Origin of the sequence: Porcipelethomonas ammoniilytica (assembly GCF_025567485.1) — a bacterium.
GTDB classification, from domain to species: domain Bacteria; phylum Bacillota; class Clostridia; order Oscillospirales; family Ruminococcaceae; genus Porcipelethomonas; species Porcipelethomonas ammoniilytica.
On the sequence record NZ_JAOQKH010000010.1, the window covers coordinates 1 to 20,050 of the forward strand.

At 35.4% G+C, this 20,050-nt stretch carries 19 protein-coding genes; 15 read left to right on the forward strand and 4 right to left on the reverse strand.

Features of this window, described 5'->3' with window-relative positions; genetic code table 11:
• Positions 1-234 precede the first annotated feature (234 nt).
• The 11 genes from OCV67_RS08730 to OCV67_RS08780 all read left to right on the forward strand — a co-directional run bounded on the left by OCV67_RS08730 (position 235) and on the right by OCV67_RS08780 (position 9,888).
• A complete protein-coding gene (locus OCV67_RS08730) occupies positions 235-1,023 on the forward strand; it encodes a putative ABC transporter permease (RefSeq protein WP_147643602.1) in 789 nt (262 codons plus the stop codon).
• Between the two features lie 166 nt (positions 1,024-1,189).
• Positions 1,190-2,059: a substrate-binding domain-containing protein gene (locus OCV67_RS08735; protein WP_147643603.1), complete on the forward strand. Its 870-nt coding sequence runs from the start codon at positions 1,190-1,192 to the stop codon at positions 2,057-2,059.
• Between the two features lie 17 nt (positions 2,060-2,076).
• Positions 2,077-2,907, forward strand: coding sequence for a phosphate ABC transporter permease subunit PstC (pstC, locus tag OCV67_RS08740; RefSeq protein ID WP_147643604.1), 831 nt, complete (start codon positions 2,077-2,079; stop codon positions 2,905-2,907).
• Positions 2,904-3,770 (forward strand): phosphate ABC transporter permease PstA, encoded by an 867-nt coding sequence (pstA, locus tag OCV67_RS08745; RefSeq protein WP_337402977.1) that lies wholly within the window; start codon positions 2,904-2,906, stop codon positions 3,768-3,770. The genes pstC and pstA overlap by 4 nt, the downstream gene beginning before the upstream one ends.
• Positions 3,771-3,773: 3 nt before the next feature.
• Entirely contained in the window at positions 3,774-4,523 is a 750-nt protein-coding gene (gene pstB / locus OCV67_RS08750; RefSeq protein ID WP_147643605.1) for a phosphate ABC transporter ATP-binding protein PstB, read from the forward strand.
• Positions 4,524-5,174 (forward strand): phosphate signaling complex protein PhoU, encoded by a 651-nt coding sequence (gene phoU / locus OCV67_RS08755; protein WP_147643606.1) that lies wholly within the window; start codon positions 4,524-4,526, stop codon positions 5,172-5,174. It abuts the gene before it with no gap.
• A complete protein-coding gene (locus tag OCV67_RS08760) occupies positions 5,171-5,845 on the forward strand; it encodes a response regulator transcription factor (protein ID WP_147643607.1) in 675 nt (224 codons plus the stop codon). Before phoU ends, OCV67_RS08760 begins: the two co-directional genes overlap by 4 nt.
• Complete coding sequence (locus OCV67_RS08765; RefSeq protein WP_147643608.1) at positions 5,842-7,497, forward strand: ATP-binding protein; 1,656 nt, start codon at positions 5,842-5,844, stop codon at positions 7,495-7,497. Before OCV67_RS08760 ends, OCV67_RS08765 begins: the two co-directional genes overlap by 4 nt.
• A 220-nt stretch (positions 7,498-7,717) precedes the next feature.
• Positions 7,718-8,128, forward strand: a complete 411-nt coding sequence (locus tag OCV67_RS08770; protein ID WP_147643609.1) for a PH domain-containing protein — start codon at positions 7,718-7,720, stop codon at positions 8,126-8,128.
• A 25-nt stretch (positions 8,129-8,153) separates the two neighbouring features.
• Positions 8,154-9,218 (forward strand): FkbM family methyltransferase, encoded by a 1,065-nt coding sequence (locus OCV67_RS08775; protein WP_147643610.1) that lies wholly within the window; start codon positions 8,154-8,156, stop codon positions 9,216-9,218.
• A 253-nt stretch (positions 9,219-9,471) separates the two neighbouring features.
• On the forward strand, positions 9,472-9,888 hold the full coding sequence (locus OCV67_RS08780; protein WP_147643611.1) for a Fur family transcriptional regulator: 417 nt from the start codon (positions 9,472-9,474) through the stop codon (positions 9,886-9,888).
• Between the two features lie 24 nt (positions 9,889-9,912).
• Here the strand turns inward: OCV67_RS08780 and OCV67_RS08785 are convergent, their stop codons facing one another.
• Complete coding sequence (locus tag OCV67_RS08785) at positions 9,913-10,089, reverse strand: hypothetical protein (protein WP_178085065.1); 177 nt, start codon at positions 10,087-10,089, stop codon at positions 9,913-9,915.
• Positions 10,090-10,237: 148 nt separating this feature from the next.
• On the opposite strand from OCV67_RS08785, the gene OCV67_RS08790 reads away from it, so the two are divergent.
• From OCV67_RS08790 to OCV67_RS08805, 4 genes are all read left to right on the forward strand, one after another.
• Positions 10,238-11,197 (forward strand): AEC family transporter, encoded by a 960-nt coding sequence (locus OCV67_RS08790; protein ID WP_147643612.1) that lies wholly within the window; start codon positions 10,238-10,240, stop codon positions 11,195-11,197.
• Between the two features lie 162 nt (positions 11,198-11,359).
• On the forward strand, positions 11,360-12,193 hold the full coding sequence (locus OCV67_RS08795) for a PHP domain-containing protein (protein ID WP_147643613.1): 834 nt from the start codon (positions 11,360-11,362) through the stop codon (positions 12,191-12,193).
• A gap of 18 nt (positions 12,194-12,211) precedes the next feature.
• Positions 12,212-13,399 (forward strand): NAD(P)-dependent malic enzyme, encoded by a 1,188-nt coding sequence (locus tag OCV67_RS08800; protein WP_147643614.1) that lies wholly within the window; start codon positions 12,212-12,214, stop codon positions 13,397-13,399.
• The gene (locus OCV67_RS08805; protein WP_147643615.1) at positions 13,399-13,644 is read left to right on the forward strand and encodes a TIGR03905 family TSCPD domain-containing protein; all 246 of its coding nucleotides are present in this window, start codon (positions 13,399-13,401) and stop codon (positions 13,642-13,644) included. The genes OCV67_RS08800 and OCV67_RS08805 overlap by 1 nt, the downstream gene beginning before the upstream one ends.
• A gap of 110 nt (positions 13,645-13,754) precedes the next feature.
• On the opposite strand, the gene OCV67_RS08810 is transcribed toward OCV67_RS08805, so the two are convergent.
• The 3 genes from OCV67_RS08810 to OCV67_RS08820 form a co-directional block, all read right to left on the reverse strand.
• On the reverse strand, positions 13,755-15,554 hold the full coding sequence (locus OCV67_RS08810) for a Na/Pi cotransporter family protein (protein WP_147643616.1): 1,800 nt from the start codon (positions 15,552-15,554) through the stop codon (positions 13,755-13,757).
• Positions 15,555-15,733: 179 nt separating this feature from the next.
• Positions 15,734-17,971, reverse strand: coding sequence for a DNA gyrase/topoisomerase IV subunit A (locus tag OCV67_RS08815; protein ID WP_147643617.1), 2,238 nt, complete (start codon positions 17,969-17,971; stop codon positions 15,734-15,736).
• A gap of 51 nt (positions 17,972-18,022) precedes the next feature.
• On the reverse strand, positions 18,023-20,005 hold the full coding sequence (locus OCV67_RS08820; protein WP_147643618.1) for a DNA gyrase/topoisomerase IV subunit B: 1,983 nt from the start codon (positions 20,003-20,005) through the stop codon (positions 18,023-18,025).
• Positions 20,006-20,050 lie beyond the last annotated feature (45 nt).

Here is a 20,050-nt window from a genome sequence, read left to right on the forward strand (position 1 = left end):
ACTTCTTTCAAAAAAATTTTTTCCATTCCGTACTCGCTCTCTCTCGTTCGACAGCTTTATTATTATATCACCTCTTCCCTCTTTTGTCAACCGCTTTTTGCAGCTTTGTAGGAGTTTATAGTTTTAAATACTTTTTTAATTATAATTACATACAAATTATACAATATATTGACATAAATCTAAAATTATATTATAATTAACAGAATAATCTACATATAATCGGAGGTTTTTAAAATGATTTATGCTATACAAAATTGGATTTTCATTTTCTTCATTTATTCATTTTTAGGATGGTGCTTTGAGACCGCCTTGGTATCAATAGAAGAAAAGCGTTTTGTTAACAGAGGCTTTATACGTTCGCCGTTTTTGCCTTTATACGGATTTGGAGCAATTACAATGATTGTTGCCGGTACTCCGGTTATCAAAGACCCTGTTTTAGTTTTTATATTCGGCGCCGTTTCAGCAACTATACTTGAATTTGTAACCGGATGGCTTCTTGAAGTTATTTTTAAAACACGTTATTGGGACTACAGCGATACGCATTATAATTTTAAAGGACGCATATGCGCTGAGGCAACTTTAATGTGGGGATTTATGACATTGCTTGTCAATTATAAAGTACATGTACATATAGAGCCTATAATATTAAAATTAGATTCGCAGATTATCATGATATTAGATATTATCCTTCTTATTATTTTTATAATTGACTTTATTGCTTCGGCCAAAGCAGCTATAGATGTTAATAATATACTCAAACGTCTTACTGAAATAAAAAATGAAATTTCAGATATTAACCTTAAAATCAAAGAACAAATACGCAACAATTCAGAATCCGACGCAAAGCTAACATCATTAAAGCAAAAATTAGAGCAATTAAAATCTGAAAATATAAAAAATTCAAGTAAAATAAATTTTTTCAAGAAAAATTATTTGAATGCGCATCCAAACTCACGTTCTCTTAAGTTTAATAATGCCTTAACCGAACTTAAAATCAAAATTAATGAAAAAAAGAAAAAATAACGCTAATGTAGCCCTCTCATTAAAATGATGAGAGGGCTTTGTTAAATTTTACTTTACATTCAGCTTTTTTACAAAATTATTTAACATAGATTTTACATAATATAACTTTTCGATTTTACAATAACATTTTATAATTAAGACATAATCAGTAAAGGAGTTAATTACTATGAAAAAAATTATTTCAATTCTTATGACGGTAACAATGTCCGCATCGTTATTTACAGGCTGCGGTTCAGACAAGAGCTTTAACGCTTCAAAGGATATTACAATAGTATCCCGTGAAGACGGCTCAGGAACAAGAGGAGCATTCGTAGAGCTTTTCAGAATTGAAGAAAAAGACGAAAACGGTGATAAAATCGACAGAACAACAACGGATGCTATGATAACAAATAATACTTCCGTTATGATGACGACCGTATCGGGTAATATGTATTCAATCGGTTATATTTCACTGGGTTCGTTAAACGACACTGTTAAGGCGGTTAAAATTGACGGAGCGGAAGTTTCAGTGGAAAATGTAAAAAACAATTCCTATAAAATTGCCCGTCCCTTCAATATCGCAACTAAGGATAACGTCAGTGAAGTTACACAGGATTTCATTAATTACATCATGAGCTCAGATGGACAGCAGATCATTACCGACAACGGATATATAGGTTCGGACGACGCCGCTCCTTACAGCGGAAATACTCCGTCAGGAAAAATTGTAATTGCCGGTTCGTCATCCGTATCCCCTGTAATGGAAAAGCTTCAGGAGGCTTATCTTAAAGTAAATACAAAAGCGGAAATTGAAATTCAGACAAGCGATTCGACAACAGGAATGACATCTGCGATTGAAGGAGTATGCGATATAGGCATGGCATCAAGAGAACTTAAAGACAGCGAAATTGAAAGCGGTCTTACATCTCAAACAATTGCTATGGACGGAATTGCAGTAATAGTCAATAATGACAATCCAGCCGACGAACTGTCCAGCGATCAGGTAAAATCAATATATACAGGAGAAACAACAAGCTGGCAGGATATAATCCAGTAAAATATACGGAGGCATTTATGCATAAATATAAGGAAAAAATAATGAGCGGCGTGTTTCTTCTCGCCGCTTGTACCTCCATTATCGCAGTCATTATAATTTGTCTGTTTCTTTTTGCAAACGGAATACCGGCAATAAAAGAAATAGGTATCTTTAAGTTTATCACCGGTACTGTCTGGAGGCCGTCCAATGACATCTATGGAATACTGCCGATGATTCTGGGAAGTATATATGTAACTGCGGGTGCAATTTTAATAGGAGTTCCGATAGGTATATTTACCGCTGCATTTATGGCGTATTTCTGTCCGAAAAAAATCTATAGGGTGCTTAAACCGGCAGTAAATCTTCTTGCAGGGATACCATCGGTCATATACGGTTTCTTCGGACTTGTAGTTGTAGTTCCGTTTACCGGAAACAGTATGCTTACTGCGTCATTAATTCTTGCCGTTATGATTCTTCCGTCAGTAATAGGAGTATCGGAAACTGCCATCAAAGCGGTACCTGCAAGCTACTACGAGGGAGCGCTTGCATTGGGGGCAACACATGAACGCAGCGTATTTTTTACTGTCATACCCGCCGCAAAATCCGGTATTTTTGCCGGAGTAGTACTTGGAATAGGAAGAGCCATAGGAGAAACCATGGCAGTAATGATGGTTGCCGGAAACAGTACCGGAATTCCGAGCAGTATTTTCAAAGGAGTAAGAACTCTTACAACAAATATCGCAATTGAAATGGGATATGCTCAGGATCTTCACAGAGAAGCTCTAATTGCAACCGGAGTCGTACTGTTTGTATTTATTCTTATAATAAACATTTCATGCTCACTGCTTAAAAGGAGGAACCGGAATTGAACAGTATAAATACTCAGACAGTAAAGCAGAAATTAAAGCAATACAAAAACAAGCCTCTTTCAATTTTATTGCTGACTCTGGTAATATTGTGCTCGGCATTAACAGTGATTACACTCTTTTTTATAATCATATACATATTAATAAAGGGTATACCTCATATATCTCCAAGTCTTTTTGAATTTAACTATAATTCTGAAAACTGTTCTCTTACTCCGGCTCTTATAAATACTTTTATAACTACTGCTTTAGCGCTCCTTATATCCGTTCCACTCGGAATTTTTTCAGCAATATACCTTGTCGAATATGCTAAGCGCGGAAATAAAATCGTTGGAATAATCAGAATGACAACTGAAACGCTTTCAGGAATTCCTTCTATTATATACGGCTTATTCGGCTATCTGTTCTTTGTTGTTCAGCTGAAACTCAAATATTCAGTATTATCCGGCACTTTAACTCTTGCTATAATGATCCTTCCGCTGATAATAAGAACTACTGAGGAAGCTCTCAAATCTGTACCGGACTCATATCGTGAAGGAAGCTTCGGACTCGGCGCCGGCAAGCTCAGAACAGTATTTAAAATAGTTCTTCCTCCGGCAGTACCGGGCATACTTTCAGGCGTAATCCTTGCCACAGGACGTATTGTAGGCGAAACGGCGGCGCTGCTGTATACAGCCGGAACAGGCACAAAAGCCGCATGGAACATTCTTAAATCAGGACGTACTCTATCAGAACACATGTATCTTTTATCAAGTGAAGGATTACACGTCGATCAGTCGTACGCAACAGCAGTAGTACTGATAATTATCGTTGCCGGACTCAATGCTCTTTCATCATTTCTTGCCAAAAAAATTACGAAAGGATAAAATATGAATAAGTTTACAGTTGAAAATCTTGATTTGTACTACGGCGATTTCAAAGCGCTGAAAAATATTAATCTTAATATTGCGCCTAACGAAATCACAGCTTTTATAGGACCTTCAGGCTGCGGAAAATCCACGCTACTCAAATCAATGAACCGTATGAACGACCTTGTGGAAGGCTGTAAGATCACCGGAAAAATGCTTCTGGATAATGAGGATATTTACGGTGATATGGATACGAACCTTCTCAGAAAACGTGTAGGAATGGTTTTTCAGAAACCGAACCCTTTTCCGATGAGTATATATGATAACATAGCATACGGTCCGAGAACTCATGGTATTCGCTCAAGAGTAAGGCTAGATGAAATCGTTGAAAAATCACTGCGGGGAGCTGCAATATGGGACGAGGTAAAGGATAAGCTTAAAAAAAGTGCACTTGCCATGTCCGGAGGACAGCAGCAGCGGCTTTGCATAGCACGTGCGCTCGCCGTTGAACCGGAGGTTTTGTTAATGGACGAACCCACATCTGCTCTCGACCCGATTTCCACTTCAAAAATAGAAGACCTTGCAATGGAACTTAAAAAGAAGTATACTATAGTTATGGTAACTCACAATATGCAGCAGGCGGTAAGAATTTCTGATAAAACAGCATTTTTTCTGCTTGGAGAAGTTATTGAATACGATAAAACAGAAAAATTATTTTCTATGCCGTCAAATAAGAAAACTGAAGATTATATTACAGGGAGGTTTGGTTAAATGCGTAATAAATTTGATGAACAGCTTGAAGCTCTGCATATAGAACTTATAAAAATGGGCTGCCTTTGCGAAACGGCAATTGCCAATGCGTCAAAATCCCTGCAAAATGCCAATGAAGATATTTTAAATAATATTGCAGAAATCGAAAACGATATTGACCAAAAGGAACGTGATATTGAAGGTCTTTGCATGAAGCTTCTTCTTCAGCAGCAGCCTGTAGCAACAGATCTAAGGATAGTTTCAGCCGCAATGAAAATGGTTTCCGATATGGAACGTATAGGCGATCAGGCGTCAGATATTGCTGAAATCACTAAATATATAAACTCTAATTTGGTCTTTGACGGTATCCATCTAAGCGATATGGCATCTGCGACAGTAAAAATGGTCACCGAAAGCATAACCTCATTTGTAAAAAGCGACCTTGAACGCGCACAAAATGTTATAAAATCAGACGATACAATTGACAATATGTTTAATGATATCAAAACCAAGTTGGTTAAATATATTCATAATAATCCGGAAAGCAGCGAACAATGTCTGGATCTTCTGATGATTGCCAAATACTTTGAACGTATCGGAGATCATGCTGCAAATATTGCCGAATGGGTTGAATTTTCAATTACCGGAAAATATAAAGGGGGAAAATTATGATCTATATTGTCGAGGACGACAGTAATATCAGCGAATTGGTGGTCTATACGTTAAAAATGGCAGGCTTTGACGCTCAAAGCTTTACATGCGGTACGGAATTGTTTAAACAGCTGGAAAATAATATTCCGGAGCTTATATTACTTGATATCATGCTTCCCGGTGAGGACGGAATTATTATTCTGAAAAAAATCCGCAAAACCTTTCAGACTCATAAAATCCCCGTAATAATGCTTACTGCCAAAGGCTCGGAATATGATAAGGTTACAGGTCTTGACTGCGGTGCCGATGATTATGTTACAAAGCCCTTTGGTATGATGGAACTTGTTTCCAGAATTAAAGCTGTTCTGAGAAGATACTCGGACAATACAGAAAAAAAAGAACTTCAGGCGGGAAATATTATTGTTGACGTCGGAAAACATAAAGTTTATGTGAACGGAAATGAAATCTCCCTTACATTCAAAGAATTTGAAATGCTCTGCATGCTCATAGAAAGCAAAGGACTTGTACTTTCAAGGAATAAACTTCTGGAAAGTATCTGGGGATATGATTTTGACGGTGAAACCAGAACTATTGACGTTCATGTCCGTTCTCTGCGCCAGAAGCTGGGTAACAGCGGAAACATTATTGAAACGGTTCGGGGTATCGGATATAGAATAGGAGAAGGTTCATGAAAAAGAAAATTTCTATTACTATGTGTCTTATGACTGCTGTTTCAGTAATTATAACAGCCGTAATGATATCTCTGGTAATTTACAGGAAAAACTACAATGAAATGAAATCAATGATAAGAGCAGAAGCGGAATATATTTCTCAAGCTATAGATACAGAAGATATAAATTATCTTGAATCGGTAAAGAACGTCACACCAAGCCGTATAACATGGATTGACAGTAACGGAAATGTCATATACGACAGTGCGGGTGAAAATCTTTCAAATCACTCAGACAGACCTGAAATAATTGACGCAGTAAAAAACGGTTCCGGAGAAAGTTCAAGACTTTCAGAAACATTCAGTGAACAAACCTATTACTATGCTGTAAAATTAACAAACGGTACAATATTGCGAATGTCGGATACAACAAGCAGTATTTACCACGATATTTTCAGTGCCCTCCCCTATACTGTTATCGTCATTGCCATTATAATTATATTGGCAATTATTGTTTCCAATAATGAAACTGAAAAGATCATAAAGCCTATAAATGAACTTGATCTTGATAATCCGTCAAACAATCTTAAATATGATGAACTTGCTCCGCTTTTACGCCGAATTGAAAAGCAAAATTCGGATATTGAAAAATATATTTCAGAACTCAAAGCAAAACAGGTAGAATTTGAAACCGTTACTGAGAATATGAGTGAAGGTTTGATTATTATAAATCAAAAATCAACTATACTTTCATGTAATAAAAGCGCTGTTGCAATATTGGGCGGCGGTGAGTACAATTATATCAGCAAAAGCGTTTTTGATTTAAATCACAGCAAAAATTTTGTTGATGCCGTTGAAAATGCGGTTGTCGGAAAGCATGATGAAACAGCTCTTACTATTAATAACCGTTCATATATGGTAATAACAAATCCGGTTAAGCATTTTGATAAAATCAGCGGCGCTGTTATCATCATAATTGACGTAACAGAAAAGGAATCCCGTGAGGAACTCCGCAGAGAATTTTCCGCAAACGTTTCTCATGAATTAAAAACTCCTCTCACGGCAATTTCAGGATTTGCGGAAATTATGAAGGACGGCTGGGCCAAACCGGAAGATTATCAGATGTTTGCACTAAAAATATATAATGAGACACAGCGTCTGATAAATCTTATTGAAGACATCATCAAACTTTCCAGACTTGACGAAAATAAAATTGAAATAACCAAAGAATCTGTAGATATGCTTGTTCTTGCCAAAGACGCAGCTGCAAGACTTTCATCAAAAGCCAAAGACAAAAACATTTCCGTAACTGTAAACGGAGATCACGGAAATATAACCGGAGTCAGACAGATACTTGATGAAATGATATATAATTTATGCGACAACGCCATTAAATACAATAAAAAGAACGGCAAAGTCGAAGTCATTGTAAAGGATTACATTTCAAATGTTTCTGTGACCGTTAAGGATAACGGTATAGGAATCCCCGCTGAAGATCTCGACAGAGTTTTTGAACGCTTTTACTGTGTTAATAAAAGTCATTCAAAAGAAAGCGGCGGAACCGGTCTGGGACTATCAATAGTAAAGCACGGCGCAATATTTCATAAAGCCAAAATTAATATTGACAGTACTCTTGGAATCGGAACCTCAATAGAAATTGTTTTTAAAAAATAAATTTAAATAAATTTTTTATATTAATTGACAAATAAGAACCTGCAATAATAGAAATCAGCCGTTTACTTGACAAAAAAATCTTTCATTCAAACGGTGGAAATAAATTCTATTATTGCAGGTTCTGAAATTATATAATAATAATTGACAGAATTGACGTATTATGTTAAAATTAAGAGTAAGAATAAATGAATTTATATATTAACCTAAGGGAGATATAAAAATGTCAAAAAAAGATTTTGATTATGTGTGGACTGATAAAAAACGTACAATTTTCGGCTTGCCGTTATCATTTACCAGATATTTTCTGACAGAAACCAAATTTATTACAAGAGTCGGTTTATTTAATCTGGTTGAGGACGAATTGGACTTATATACTGTTAAAGACAAAAAACTGGTTTTATCTTTGGGCAACAGAATTTTTAAATGCGGTACTATTATAATGTATGTTGTTGATACCGATACTCCGGTTAAAGAAATAAAATCCATAAAGGCGCCAAGAAAAGTACTTGAACTACTGGATAAACATATTAATATTCAAAGAGACCGTTACCGTACAAGAGGACGTGATATGATAGGCGGCAGTTACGGTCATTGTGACTGCGACAGTTCGATTGACATGGAAAGCGAATAAATTGTATTAAAGAGAAGTGAAAAAAATGCTTGAATTTATAACAGAAAAGGTTACGTGCTGGGAAAAACTTCAACAGGAAACTAAACCAATTTATATATATGGCATGGGCGACGGAGCTATGAAAATAATGTCTGTATTTAAAAAATACGGTATTAAAACTTCCGGCATTTTTGCAAGTGATGATTTTGTAAGAGGCCATTATTTTGAAGGATTTAAGGTACAGAAATTATCGGAAGTCGAAGAAAAAGAAAAAGATTTTGCTGTAGTGCTGGCATTTGCGGCAGGATATGAAGAGCTTGTAAACCGTATTAAGGATATCGGACGCAAACATACTCTTTATGTTCCTGACGTGCCCGTAATAGGAACAGGATTGTTTGATTATGATTACTGCACTGAACATGCAGCGGAACTTGAAGAGGTTTATCATCTTCTCGCTGATGATTTATCAAAAAAAGTATTTTCATCAATACTGGATTTTAAAATAAGCGGCGATATTAAACACCTTGAAAATATTACTTCTACAAAATTAGAAATTTACCGTAATATCATTAAACCTAATTTAAATGAACATTACGTTGATCTGGGCGCATACAACGGAGACACTATAAAAGAACTTCTGGAAATTACAAGAAATAAGTACGTCAGGATCTATGCTATGGAACCTGACAGAAAAAATTTCAAAAAGCTAACAAAATACATAAGTGAAAAAGATCATATTTACGCATACAATAATGCGGCATGGTGCATTGATACACAACTGCCTTTTTCATCTAAATCCGGAAGACAGTCGTCATTGGCAAGTATGGGTACTAAATATATAGAAAGCAAATCCGTTGATAATATGCTCGACGGAAAAGAAGCAACGCTTATTAAAATGGATGTAGAAGGTGCCGAACGTGAAGCCTTATGGGGAGCATGCCAGACAATTTCAAAATACAGTCCCAGACTCATGGTTGCTTTATACCATAGAAATGAGGATATTTTTGAACTTCCTTTGCTTGTACATAAGTTAAATCCAAAATATAAGCTTTACATTCGTCATCAGCTTTACATACCGGCATGGGAAACAAATCTATATGCAATTATTTAATAAAAATAATTAAAAGAACGGGAAATTTTTGAACATTAGTTAAATATATGATATAATAAATTATCTTCAATAGGCAGACAGTAAACCTAAAATCCATCTGCGGTTATAATAAAAAAACAGGTTTTTCCGGATTGGAAAGAACCTGTTTTTTATACGTCTTGACAAGCAATTAAAATAATGCTAGAATTAAAAAAAGCATCATGTGTTCATTGTGAAATACCACTTTAAATTATTATTTTATTAGGGAGATATTATGAGACCATCTGACTATAAAACTAAGCAAAAAGAAATTATATTAAATTTTTTTATAGAAAATAAAAATAAACATTTAACTGCGTCAGATATTGTAAAATATATAAACTCAAACGAAGAAACAGTAGGAATGACAACTGTTTACAGATATCTGGATAAGCTTGTAAGCGCTGGTATTATACGCAAATACTTTTTAGACGATAAATCCGGCGCCTGCTATCAGTACATAGATGATAACAGCAAATGTCATGAACATTTTCACTTAAAATGTATTCAATGCGGTGCTCTTTTTCATATCGACTGTTCATACATGCAGTCGCTAGACGAGCATATAATGGAACATCATGGATTTAAAATTGATAATTCCCGAACAGTTTTATACGGAATATGCAAATATTGCTGCGAAAAAAATGAATAATATAAATATGTAAACGGCGAAATATTATCGCCGTTTTTCCAAATAATCCTCACGGGCAATATTATCAGTATTGACTGCAGAAACACTGTTCTGAACAGCAGTGCCGCTGATATCGTCAGTTCTATATGTGATAATTTTTGGATTTACAGTTTTTGGAATGTAAATTTTTGTTTTTTTACCGCAGTATACACGCTTTACCATAAATATATTTCTCCTTTAATTTTTATTACATTAATAGTATGGATTCAATGACACGTTTTATTTCATGTAAAAAATGAAAATTTTATAGATTTTATGCTGAAAAATAATTTATCTTTTAAATAAAAAAATTAATAAGGAACTATATATTATGAATGATTTTGTTAAAAATCTGAACTTCAGTCTTAATGCAACAATACCAGTATTTGTAATGATGGTATTTGGCTGGTTTTTACAAAAAATAAAAATACTTGATGATCATACAACCCAAAAGATCAATCAGTTTGTTTTTAAAATTTTACTTCCCGCATTGCTTTTTATGGATCTTTCTACAGCTGATTTTAAATCGGTCTGGGACACTAAATTCGTATTATTCTGTTTTTCAGCAACTATTTGCAGTATTTTAATTGCGTCAGCGTTTTCACTTCTTTACAGCAATAAATCTGAAAGAGGAGAAATTATTCAGGCTTCTTACAGAAGCAGCGCTGCTATTCTGGGAATTGCATTTGTAAACAATATTTACGGCGATGCAACTATGGCTGCTCTAATGATTGTCGGAACTGTACCGCTTTATAATATTATTGCAGTAATAGTACTTTCTGTTACCTCACCGGAAAAAAAAGAAAGTTCTCCAAAAAAAATATTATTAAAAACTTTAAAAGACGTAATTAAAAATCCAATTATAATTGGTATTGCTATAGGATTAATTTGGTCTGTTCTTGAAATTCCTCAGCCTGTAATCCTTACCAAATCAATTTCCTATCTTGGAAACATGGCAACTCCCCTGTCACTGATCGCATTAGGAGCATCGTTTAAAATTCATGACGCCAAAGGAAAACTGCCTATAACTGTTTCTATTACCGGTATTAAATTAATTTTATTCTGTATTATATTTCTTCCGATCGCAATATATATGGGCTTCCGAGGAGAAAAACTCATAGCCATACTTGTTATGCTCGGAAGTGCTACAACCGGAAGCTGTTTTGTAATGTCCAGAAATATGGGACATAAGGGAACAATTACCGCATACGCCGTAATGCTTACGACCTTATGCAGCGCCTTTACTCTTACTATGTGGCTGTTTATTTTAAAAAGTCTCAATTACATATAGTTTTTTTGCAGATTTAACAAAAACCCGCTAAAAAAGCTATTGATTTTATAGTATTCGTATGATATAATTAAAATGTATATAGAATTATACATGATAAATTCAGCATGCCGTATGCTAAAATACGGCAACCGCAGTTAAAATAATGCGGATACGGAGGCTTTTATGATCTGTGATCTACATTGTCACACAACGTTGTCTGACGGTTCTCTTGGAATTGAAGATATAATAGTTCAGGCAAAACGTATGAATATAGATTTTTTATCTATTACCGATCATGATACATTGTCATCTTTTTCCAGAGCAAATATATTAGGAGAAAGATATGGGGTTAAAATACTTCAGGGAGTCGAAATGTCAGCATGGGATAAGGAACGAGGAAAAAAAGTTCATATTCTCTGCTATGCGCCTAAAAAACCTGACAGGTTAGAGGGACTGTGTCTTAAATCATGCGAAATCAGAAAAGCCTGTTCTAAGGAAATGATAGAAAACGTAATGAAGCTTTATCCTATCACTCCTGAAAGCGTATTGAAACATTGTACGGGCAGCAAAAGTATATATAAATCTCATATAATGAGAGCTTTAATTGAATATGGTTATGCACTTGAATTTTACGGAGAGTTAGACCATAAACTATTTAATCTTAAAACAGGAACATGTCTGGTAGAAAGAGAATATCCGGATGTAAATTTTGTTTTAGATCTTATTCATTCTGCAAGAGGTGTAGCAGTTATGGCGCATCCTGTACTTTATGACAATATTGAATTACTCGAAGAGCTTGCAGCTAACAAAAAACTGGATGGTGTAGAAGTTTTTCATTATTCTGCAGATAATGCACAGCAAAAAGAACTTCTTGATATCGCTGAAAAATATGATCTTATCGTTACTGGCGGATCGGACTTTCACGGTTTATACAATGCTTTTCCTACTCACCTTGGCAGTAACACAACATCTAAGGAAAATCTTGACAGAATTATAAAGCTGTCAAATAAAAAATAAAGGAATGTGAATTTTTAAATGGATATTATGGAGTCTGCTTTAAATAAGCACAAAGAATGGAAAGGGAAAATAGAAATAGTTTCCCGAACATCTGTAAACAACCGTGACGAATTGTCACATGCATATACTCCGGGAGTTGCAAGACCATGTCTTGAAATAGAAAAAAATCCTGAATTATCGTATGAACTTACACGCAGACACAATCTTGTTGCCGTTATAACCGACGGTACTGCCGTTTTGGGACTGGGAGATATAGGACCCGAAGCTTCAATGCCGGTGATGGAAGGAAAATGTGCACTGTTTAAGGAATTTGCCGATGTAGATGCTTTTCCGATTTGCATTGATTCAAAAAATACTGATGAAATAGTAAAAACAATTGAGCTTATTTCCAAAAGCTTCGGAGGTATAAATCTTGAAGATATTTCCGCACCCAGATGCTTTGAAATTGAACGACAGCTTAAGGAAAAAGTGGACATTCCTGTTTTTCATGATGATCAGCACGGTACTGCAATAGTGGCAAGCGCCGCTATGTTAAATGCTGCAAAGGTTGCAGGAAAAAAAATACATGACATGACTCTTGTAATTAACGGTGCGGGAGCTGCAGGAATAGCAATTGCAAAGCAGTTTATAACGTTGGGCATCGGAAATATTATAATGGTAGATATCAAAGGAATTATTTGTGACGGAGATGAATTTGACAATCCTTCACATTATGAAATTGCAAAGGTAACAAATAAAAATAAAATTAAAGGCGGACTGGCAGAAGCCATGAAAAATGCAGACGCATTTATAGGCGTCTCCAAACCGGGACTTGTTTCAGAAGAAATGGTTAAAAGCATGGCAGATAAACCAATTATTTTTGCAATGGCAAATCCTACTCCGGAAATTATGCCGGAAGCGGCTAAAAGTGCGGGCGCTTTTGTAGTTGGAACCGGAAGAAGTGATTATCCTAATCAAATCAATAATGTCGTTGCTTTTCCTGGTGTATTTAAAGGTGCCCTGGCAGTACGAGCAAAAGATATTAATGAAGAAATGAAGCTTGCCGCTGCTTATGCAATTGCCGATAGCGTGGATGAGTCAAAATTAAATGCAGACAATATTCTGCCTGATCCTTTTGACAGAAATATACCTAAAGCTGTGGCAAAAGCAGTAGCTGAAGCGGCAATAAAATCAGGAACAGCCAGAAAAAAGGAGTTTGATATATAATGAAAATTTCATACACACCAAAGGGAGTTTGCTCAAGACAAATCAACATAGAGGTTGAGGACGGTATAGTACAGAACGTAGAATATATAGGCGGCTGCAATGGTAATCTTAAGGGTATTGGTTCTCTGGTAAAGGGAATGAAAGTAGAAGATGTAATTGAAAAGCTCGAAAATATTAAATGCGGATATAAAAACACATCGTGCCCAGATCAATTAGCTAAAGCACTTAAGGAAAATTTCCAATAATGAAAAGCAAACCAAAAAAGACCGTGTTATACCCCCCACTAATGAATAATAACAATTTAATTGTAATGCCCACAGGCTCAAGCCTGTGGGCATCTTATTTTTATAATTTATTAATCGGCAAGCCTATATTTATTACTGTATTCATTCATTGCATTAATATATTCACTGGAATCGCCTTTATGAATTGTATCAATATATTCATGATGCTTAATCTCCTCTTTACCGTAGTTACGGCTGAGTACATGGACGGCAACATTAGAACAATGGTCAGCAACACGTTCCATATCCGAAAGCATATCAAGGAAATGTATACCTCGGTCAATAGCACAATCCCCTGTTTTGAGACGTTCAATATGCCTGTTTTTTAGCTGATATTCAAGCTGATCAATTGTTTCTTCAAGAGGTTCTATTTTTTTAGCAGTTTCCAGATCATCATATTCAACTGCTGTCACAGCCATATCAATAATTTCTGTTATTGCTTTTGAAATAACCGCTAATTCTGCTTTTGCATTATCTGAAAGTTTCTGATTTTTTTCATGCATATATTCCGCTGCTTCCATAATATTAAAAGCATAATCCCCTATTCTTTCAAAATCAGTAATTATATGCAGAAGTGATGTTACCGATCTGCTTTCAGCAACACTTAATTCACAATCAGTAATTGAAACAAGATATGAATTCAGCCTGTCCTCTGTTCTGTCAATGATCTCTTCATATTCTCTGATTCTCTCCGCATGCTTTGTATCATATGAAAAATGAAGCTCACAGCTCATTTTATAATTTTCTCTGGCAAGCTTACCCATATATGATACAGCATTACTTGCATATTGAATCGCCAGGGACGGTGATTTAAGGAATCGTGAATCCAACATATTTTCTGCTGAATCAACTGCAATTTCGTCTTCATCCTCCGGCTTGGATCTTATGGTCATAATAGCAAGCTTTTCCAGTACTTTATGAAAGGGAATAAATACCACGGTTACAATAATATTAAATAAAGTATGAAAATTCGCTATAGATCCCATATCCATAGTATCGTTCCACATAGGAATCAAATCGAAGGCTTTTAAAATATACACGCAAATCAGAAATAAAACTGTACCTATAAAATTAAAGTAAAAGTGAACCATTGCTGTTCTTTTAGCATTTTTACTTGCACCAACACTTGACAAAATTGATGTAGAACAAGTGCCTATATTTTGTCCCATAATAATTGGGAACGCTGCTGCAAACTTTAATACTCCGGTAGCAGAAACAGCCTGAAGAATTCCAATTGAAGCAGACGAACTCTGAATTAATGCCGTTACAACAGTTCCTGCTAAAATTCCAAGAATTGGATTTTCAAGACTTGCAAATAAGTTTCTAAAAGCTTCCAGCTCTGAAAGTGGTTTAACAGCATCAGTCAACGACAGCATACCGGTAAACAATATGCCTAGACCCATTCCAATATCGCCTACTGCTCTTATACTGTCTTTTTTGGCAATTAAAATTATAATTATTCCAATAATCGCCAACATTGGTGCAAGATAAGTCGGAGTTATAAATTCCATTGCAGTTCCAAGCGATTGATTATTTTCCAAATCCCCCAGACGCAGAATTTGTCCTGTAATAGTAGTACCGATATTAGCGCCCATTATAATGCCAACTGCTGCGGACAGCGTAAGAATGCCTGAATTAACCAGTCCGACTACAATTACAGTCGTAGCGCTTGAACTTTGAATTACTGCCGTTACCAAAGCGCCCAAAATAACAGCCTTAAAAATATTATTTGTAAGCTTTTCCAGAATTTTCTCCATTTTTCCTCCGGAAATTTTTTCCAGACCGGAGCCTAAAACATTCATTCCGTAAAGCAGCAAGGCAATACCGCCCAATGTAGTTATCGCAATTTGAATGATTTCAGTTGTAGACATAAATTCCTCCTGAGAATTTTCCCCTCAATTTACTTTACAAAAGTTTTATCTATATTTTACACAACTGTATTCATTATATCATAGGAAATAAAAAAAGTATAGAGAATAATTAGATTCAGTTTAATTTTGTCGCTTCAACCAAATTAATAGGTTGTAATTTATAAAAATAATGCAATTTTCTACAATTTTAATTGATTATACTCCATGAGATCCTTTCCTCCCATACCAGCAGCCGGAATATTTTTAACACGATATTTTTTTAACGCCTCAAGCATTTTTTCATCAGCAATTTGAACTTGCTCCAAAACATAATTACCTTTTAAGGTCATTGTCTGTACTCCTATTGTATCTCTTGTAGACTTTGGATTTAACAATGAAGTATTAAAAATAATAACTTTACCGTTAGAGGATCTCAGCATAATATCAATATCTTCACTTATATAAAGCATTCCACAAAGTTTCGATTTACCGGAATAAGCATTTGCAAGTTTTTTTCTGTTGGTTTTGGTTTCATAAGCTTTTAATGGTACTTTCGCAGCTTTTCCGTTTTCAAAAAAGAAAAGCATATATCCTTCATAATCAATAGTATCAGCCATATAAAGAAGCTCTTCTCCCTCGTCAAAACCAAGCTTAGCCGGAACATAATCACCAAGTACGCTTGCCTTGGTATCGTCAAATGCAGAAGCCCTTGATTTATAAACCTGACATTTATCAGTAAAGAACAGAAGTTCAGTAAGATTGGTAGCCTCTTTGTGAATTATTATACTATCTCCTTCTTTAAGCTTCTGTTCACTGCTCATGCGAAGGGACTGGGGAGTAATTTTCTTAAAATATCCGCTGCCTGACAGAAACAGATTCACAGGATAGTCAGGTATTTCTTCTACAATATCAACATCTTCAATATCATTTTTATAGAAAAACATTGTATTTCTCGGCTTACTGTATTTTTTGATTACTTCCTTAAGCTCAGAAACTATAATGCTTCTTATCTTATTTTTGCTGGAAAGTATATCTTCCATTTCTGAAATTTCTTTTTCCAAAGACTCAATTTCATTCAATCTATTGAGAATATACTCACGGTTTAAATGTCTCAGTTTTATTTCAGCAACATATTCCGCCTGAATCTCATCTATACCGAACCCCACCATAAGATTTGACACAACTTCATTTTCTTCTTCCGTTTCTCTTACAATTTTAATAGCCTTGTCAATATCAAGAAGAATTTTTCCAAGTCCTTTTAATAAATGAAGCTTATCTTTCTTTTTGTTCAAATCAAAGTAAACACGGCGTTTTACGCACTCTTCCCTGAACGCTATCCACTCTTCAAGTATTTCACGGACTCCCATAACTTTCGGAGTTCCGCCGATAAGTATATTAAAATTACACGCAAAATTATCCTGTAATGGAGTAAGCTTGAAAAGCTTGTTCATAAGTTTTTCAGGATCAGTACCTCTTTTCAGATCAATTGCAATTTTCAGACCGCTTAAATCAGTTTCATCACGAATATAGGAAATTTCACGTATTTTTCCAGCCTTTATCAGTTCTATTATCTTTTCAATAATAGCTTCAATAGTAGTACTATAAGGAATCTGCGTTATTTCAATACAATTTGCAGACTTATCATAATTATACTTAGAACGCAGTTTTACCGAACCTCTACCGGTAGCATAGATTTTTTTCATTTCATCTTCATCGTAAAGCATAAACCCGCCGCCGGGAAAATCAGGGCCTTTCAATGTACTGATAATATCATGTTCCGGATTTTTTATCAGTGCTATACAAGTCTCACACACTTCAGCCAAATTAAACGGACAAACACTGCTTGCCATAGATACTGCAATACCCATATTAGAGTTTACCAGCACTGTCGGAAAAGAAGCCGGAAGAAGCGTTGGTTCGGTTGTTGAATTATCATAGTTAGGTACGAAATCCACCGTATTTTTATCAATGTCCCTGAAAAGCTCGTTACATATAGGATCAAGCTTTACTTCCGTATATCTTGACGCTGCATACGCCATATCTCTGGAATACGCCTTACCGAAATTTCCTTTTGAATCCACAAACGGATGCAGCAGCGTTTCATTACCTCTTGACATACGTACCATTGTTTCGTATATAGCACCGTCTCCGTGAGGATTGAGTTTCATTGTCTCTCCTACCACGTTTGCAGATTTAGTACGCTTTCCGGTTAACAATCCCTGCTTGTACATTGTATACAAAAGCTTTCTGTGAGACGGTTTAAAACCGTCGATTTCCGGCAGTGCTCTTGAAACTATAACACTCATGGCATAGGGCATATAATTCTTTTCAAGAGTATCAGTAATTTTTTCATCTATTACAACACCGGCATTTTCAATAAAAGCGTCCGGTGTATTTTTCCTTTTAGGTGTTTTTTCTTTATCGGACTTTCTTGCCATTTATTTTTCACTCTCCTTGTTTTATCTGCTAAAAGATCCAGTAGACATTAATTACGAAATATCTGCCATTTCCAGATAATCACTGCCAAATTCTGCAATATAGTCTTTTCTGCCCTGAAGATTATCTCCCAGAAGCATATCGAACATAGCGGTTGTTGCTTCTACATCAGCAGGAGAAACCTTAATAAGCCTTCTTGTTTCAGGATTCATTGTAGTTAACGACATCATTTCCGGTTCGTTTTCACCAAGACCTTTTGAACGCTGCAAGGTATATTTTTTATTTCCTATCATATTTAAAATATCGGATTTTTCTTTTTCATTGTATGCAAAATACGTTTTATCTTTCGTTGTTATTTCAAAAAGCGGTGATTCTGCAATATAAACATAACCTTTTTCAATCAAAGTAGGAGTAAGTCTGTAAAGCATTGTAAGAATCAGCGTTCTTATCTGAAATCCGTCAACGTCGGCATCGGTACATATGACAACTTTACTCCATCTGAAATTTTCAAGATTAAATGAAGAAATGTCTTTGTTAGCCTTTGAAGATACTTCAACACCACAGCCAAGTACTTTAATAAGATCAGTAATAATATCATTTTTAAAAATCTTTACATAATCAGCTTTAAGACAGTTAAGTATTTTACCTCTTATAGGAATAACCGCTTGAAATTCTGCTTCTCTTGCAAGTTTTACAGCGCCCAGAGCCGAATCACCCTCCACTATATAAAGCTCTCGTCTGCTGACATCTTTCGTACGGCAATCCACAAACTTTTTGACCATATTGGATAAGTCAATAGTGCCTGCAAGCTTTTTCTTTAAATTCAGACGTGTTTTTTCAGCATTTTCACGACTTCTCTTGTTTACCATAACCTGTTCGGCAATTTTTAAAGCCTCGTCTGGATTTTCAATAAAGTAAATTTCAAGCTGATGCTTTAAAAATTCCGTCATAGTTTCATAAATAAATTTATTAGTAATTGCTTTTTTAGTCTGATTTTCATATGAAGTCTGTGTTGAAAAAGACGAAGAAACAAGTATCAAACAATCCTCAACATCGTCAAATGTAATTTTCTTTTCATTTTTCAAGTATTTGTTATTCTGTTTCAAATAGGCGTCTATCTGAGACACAAAAGCCTGCTTTACGGCACGCTCCGGAGAACCGCCATGCTCAAGAAAGCTAGAATTATGATAATACTCGATTTTTTTTATTTTATTTGAAAAAGTAAGAGCAAATTCCATTTTTACTTTATATTCGCTCTTGTCTTCACGGTCACGTCCAACCCTGTCCGCACTCCAATTCTGAACAGAAGTTAAATTTTCTCCAGCGGCAATTTCGTTAACATAATCCGTTATTCCGTTTTCATAGATAAACTCTTTTTCTTCAAAGCTTCCGTCTTCTTTTTGAAAACGATAAACAAAAAGAAGATTCGGATTTACAACTGCCTGCCTTTTCAATACGTCCTGAAAATATTCGTCCCTGACATTTATATCTGTAAACACATCAAGATCCGGTTTCCATTTAGTTTTAGTGCCTGTCTGCTTTTTAGAAGTCTTTTCTTTTTTCAGTCCGCCGACATTTTCACCTTTCTCAAAATGAAGATTATACTTATAACCGTCTCTGATTATTTCAACGTCCATAAATTCAGATGAAAACTGAGTAGCACAAAGTCCCAGACCGTTAAGTCCCAGAGAATACTCATACATATCTGAGCTGTCATCATACTTGCCTCCGGCATACAATTCGCAGTAAACAAGCTCCCAGTTAAAGCGTTCCTCTGATTTATTATAGTCAACAGGGCAGCCTCTGCCAAAATCCTCAACTTCTATTGTATTATCATTATACTTTGTAACAACTATTTTATTTCCATAGCCGGAACGTGCCTCGTCAATAGAATTTGATATAACTTCAAAAACAGAATGTTCACAGCCATCCAGACCATCCGAACCAAAAATTACTCCCGGACGCTTTCTTACTTTATCAGGTCCTTTCAGCATAGTAATACTTTCGTTACCGTAATCCTGTTGTTTTTTTGCCATACTGACGCTCCTTCCTTTTTCTTTTAAATTTCTTTCAAACTCTTT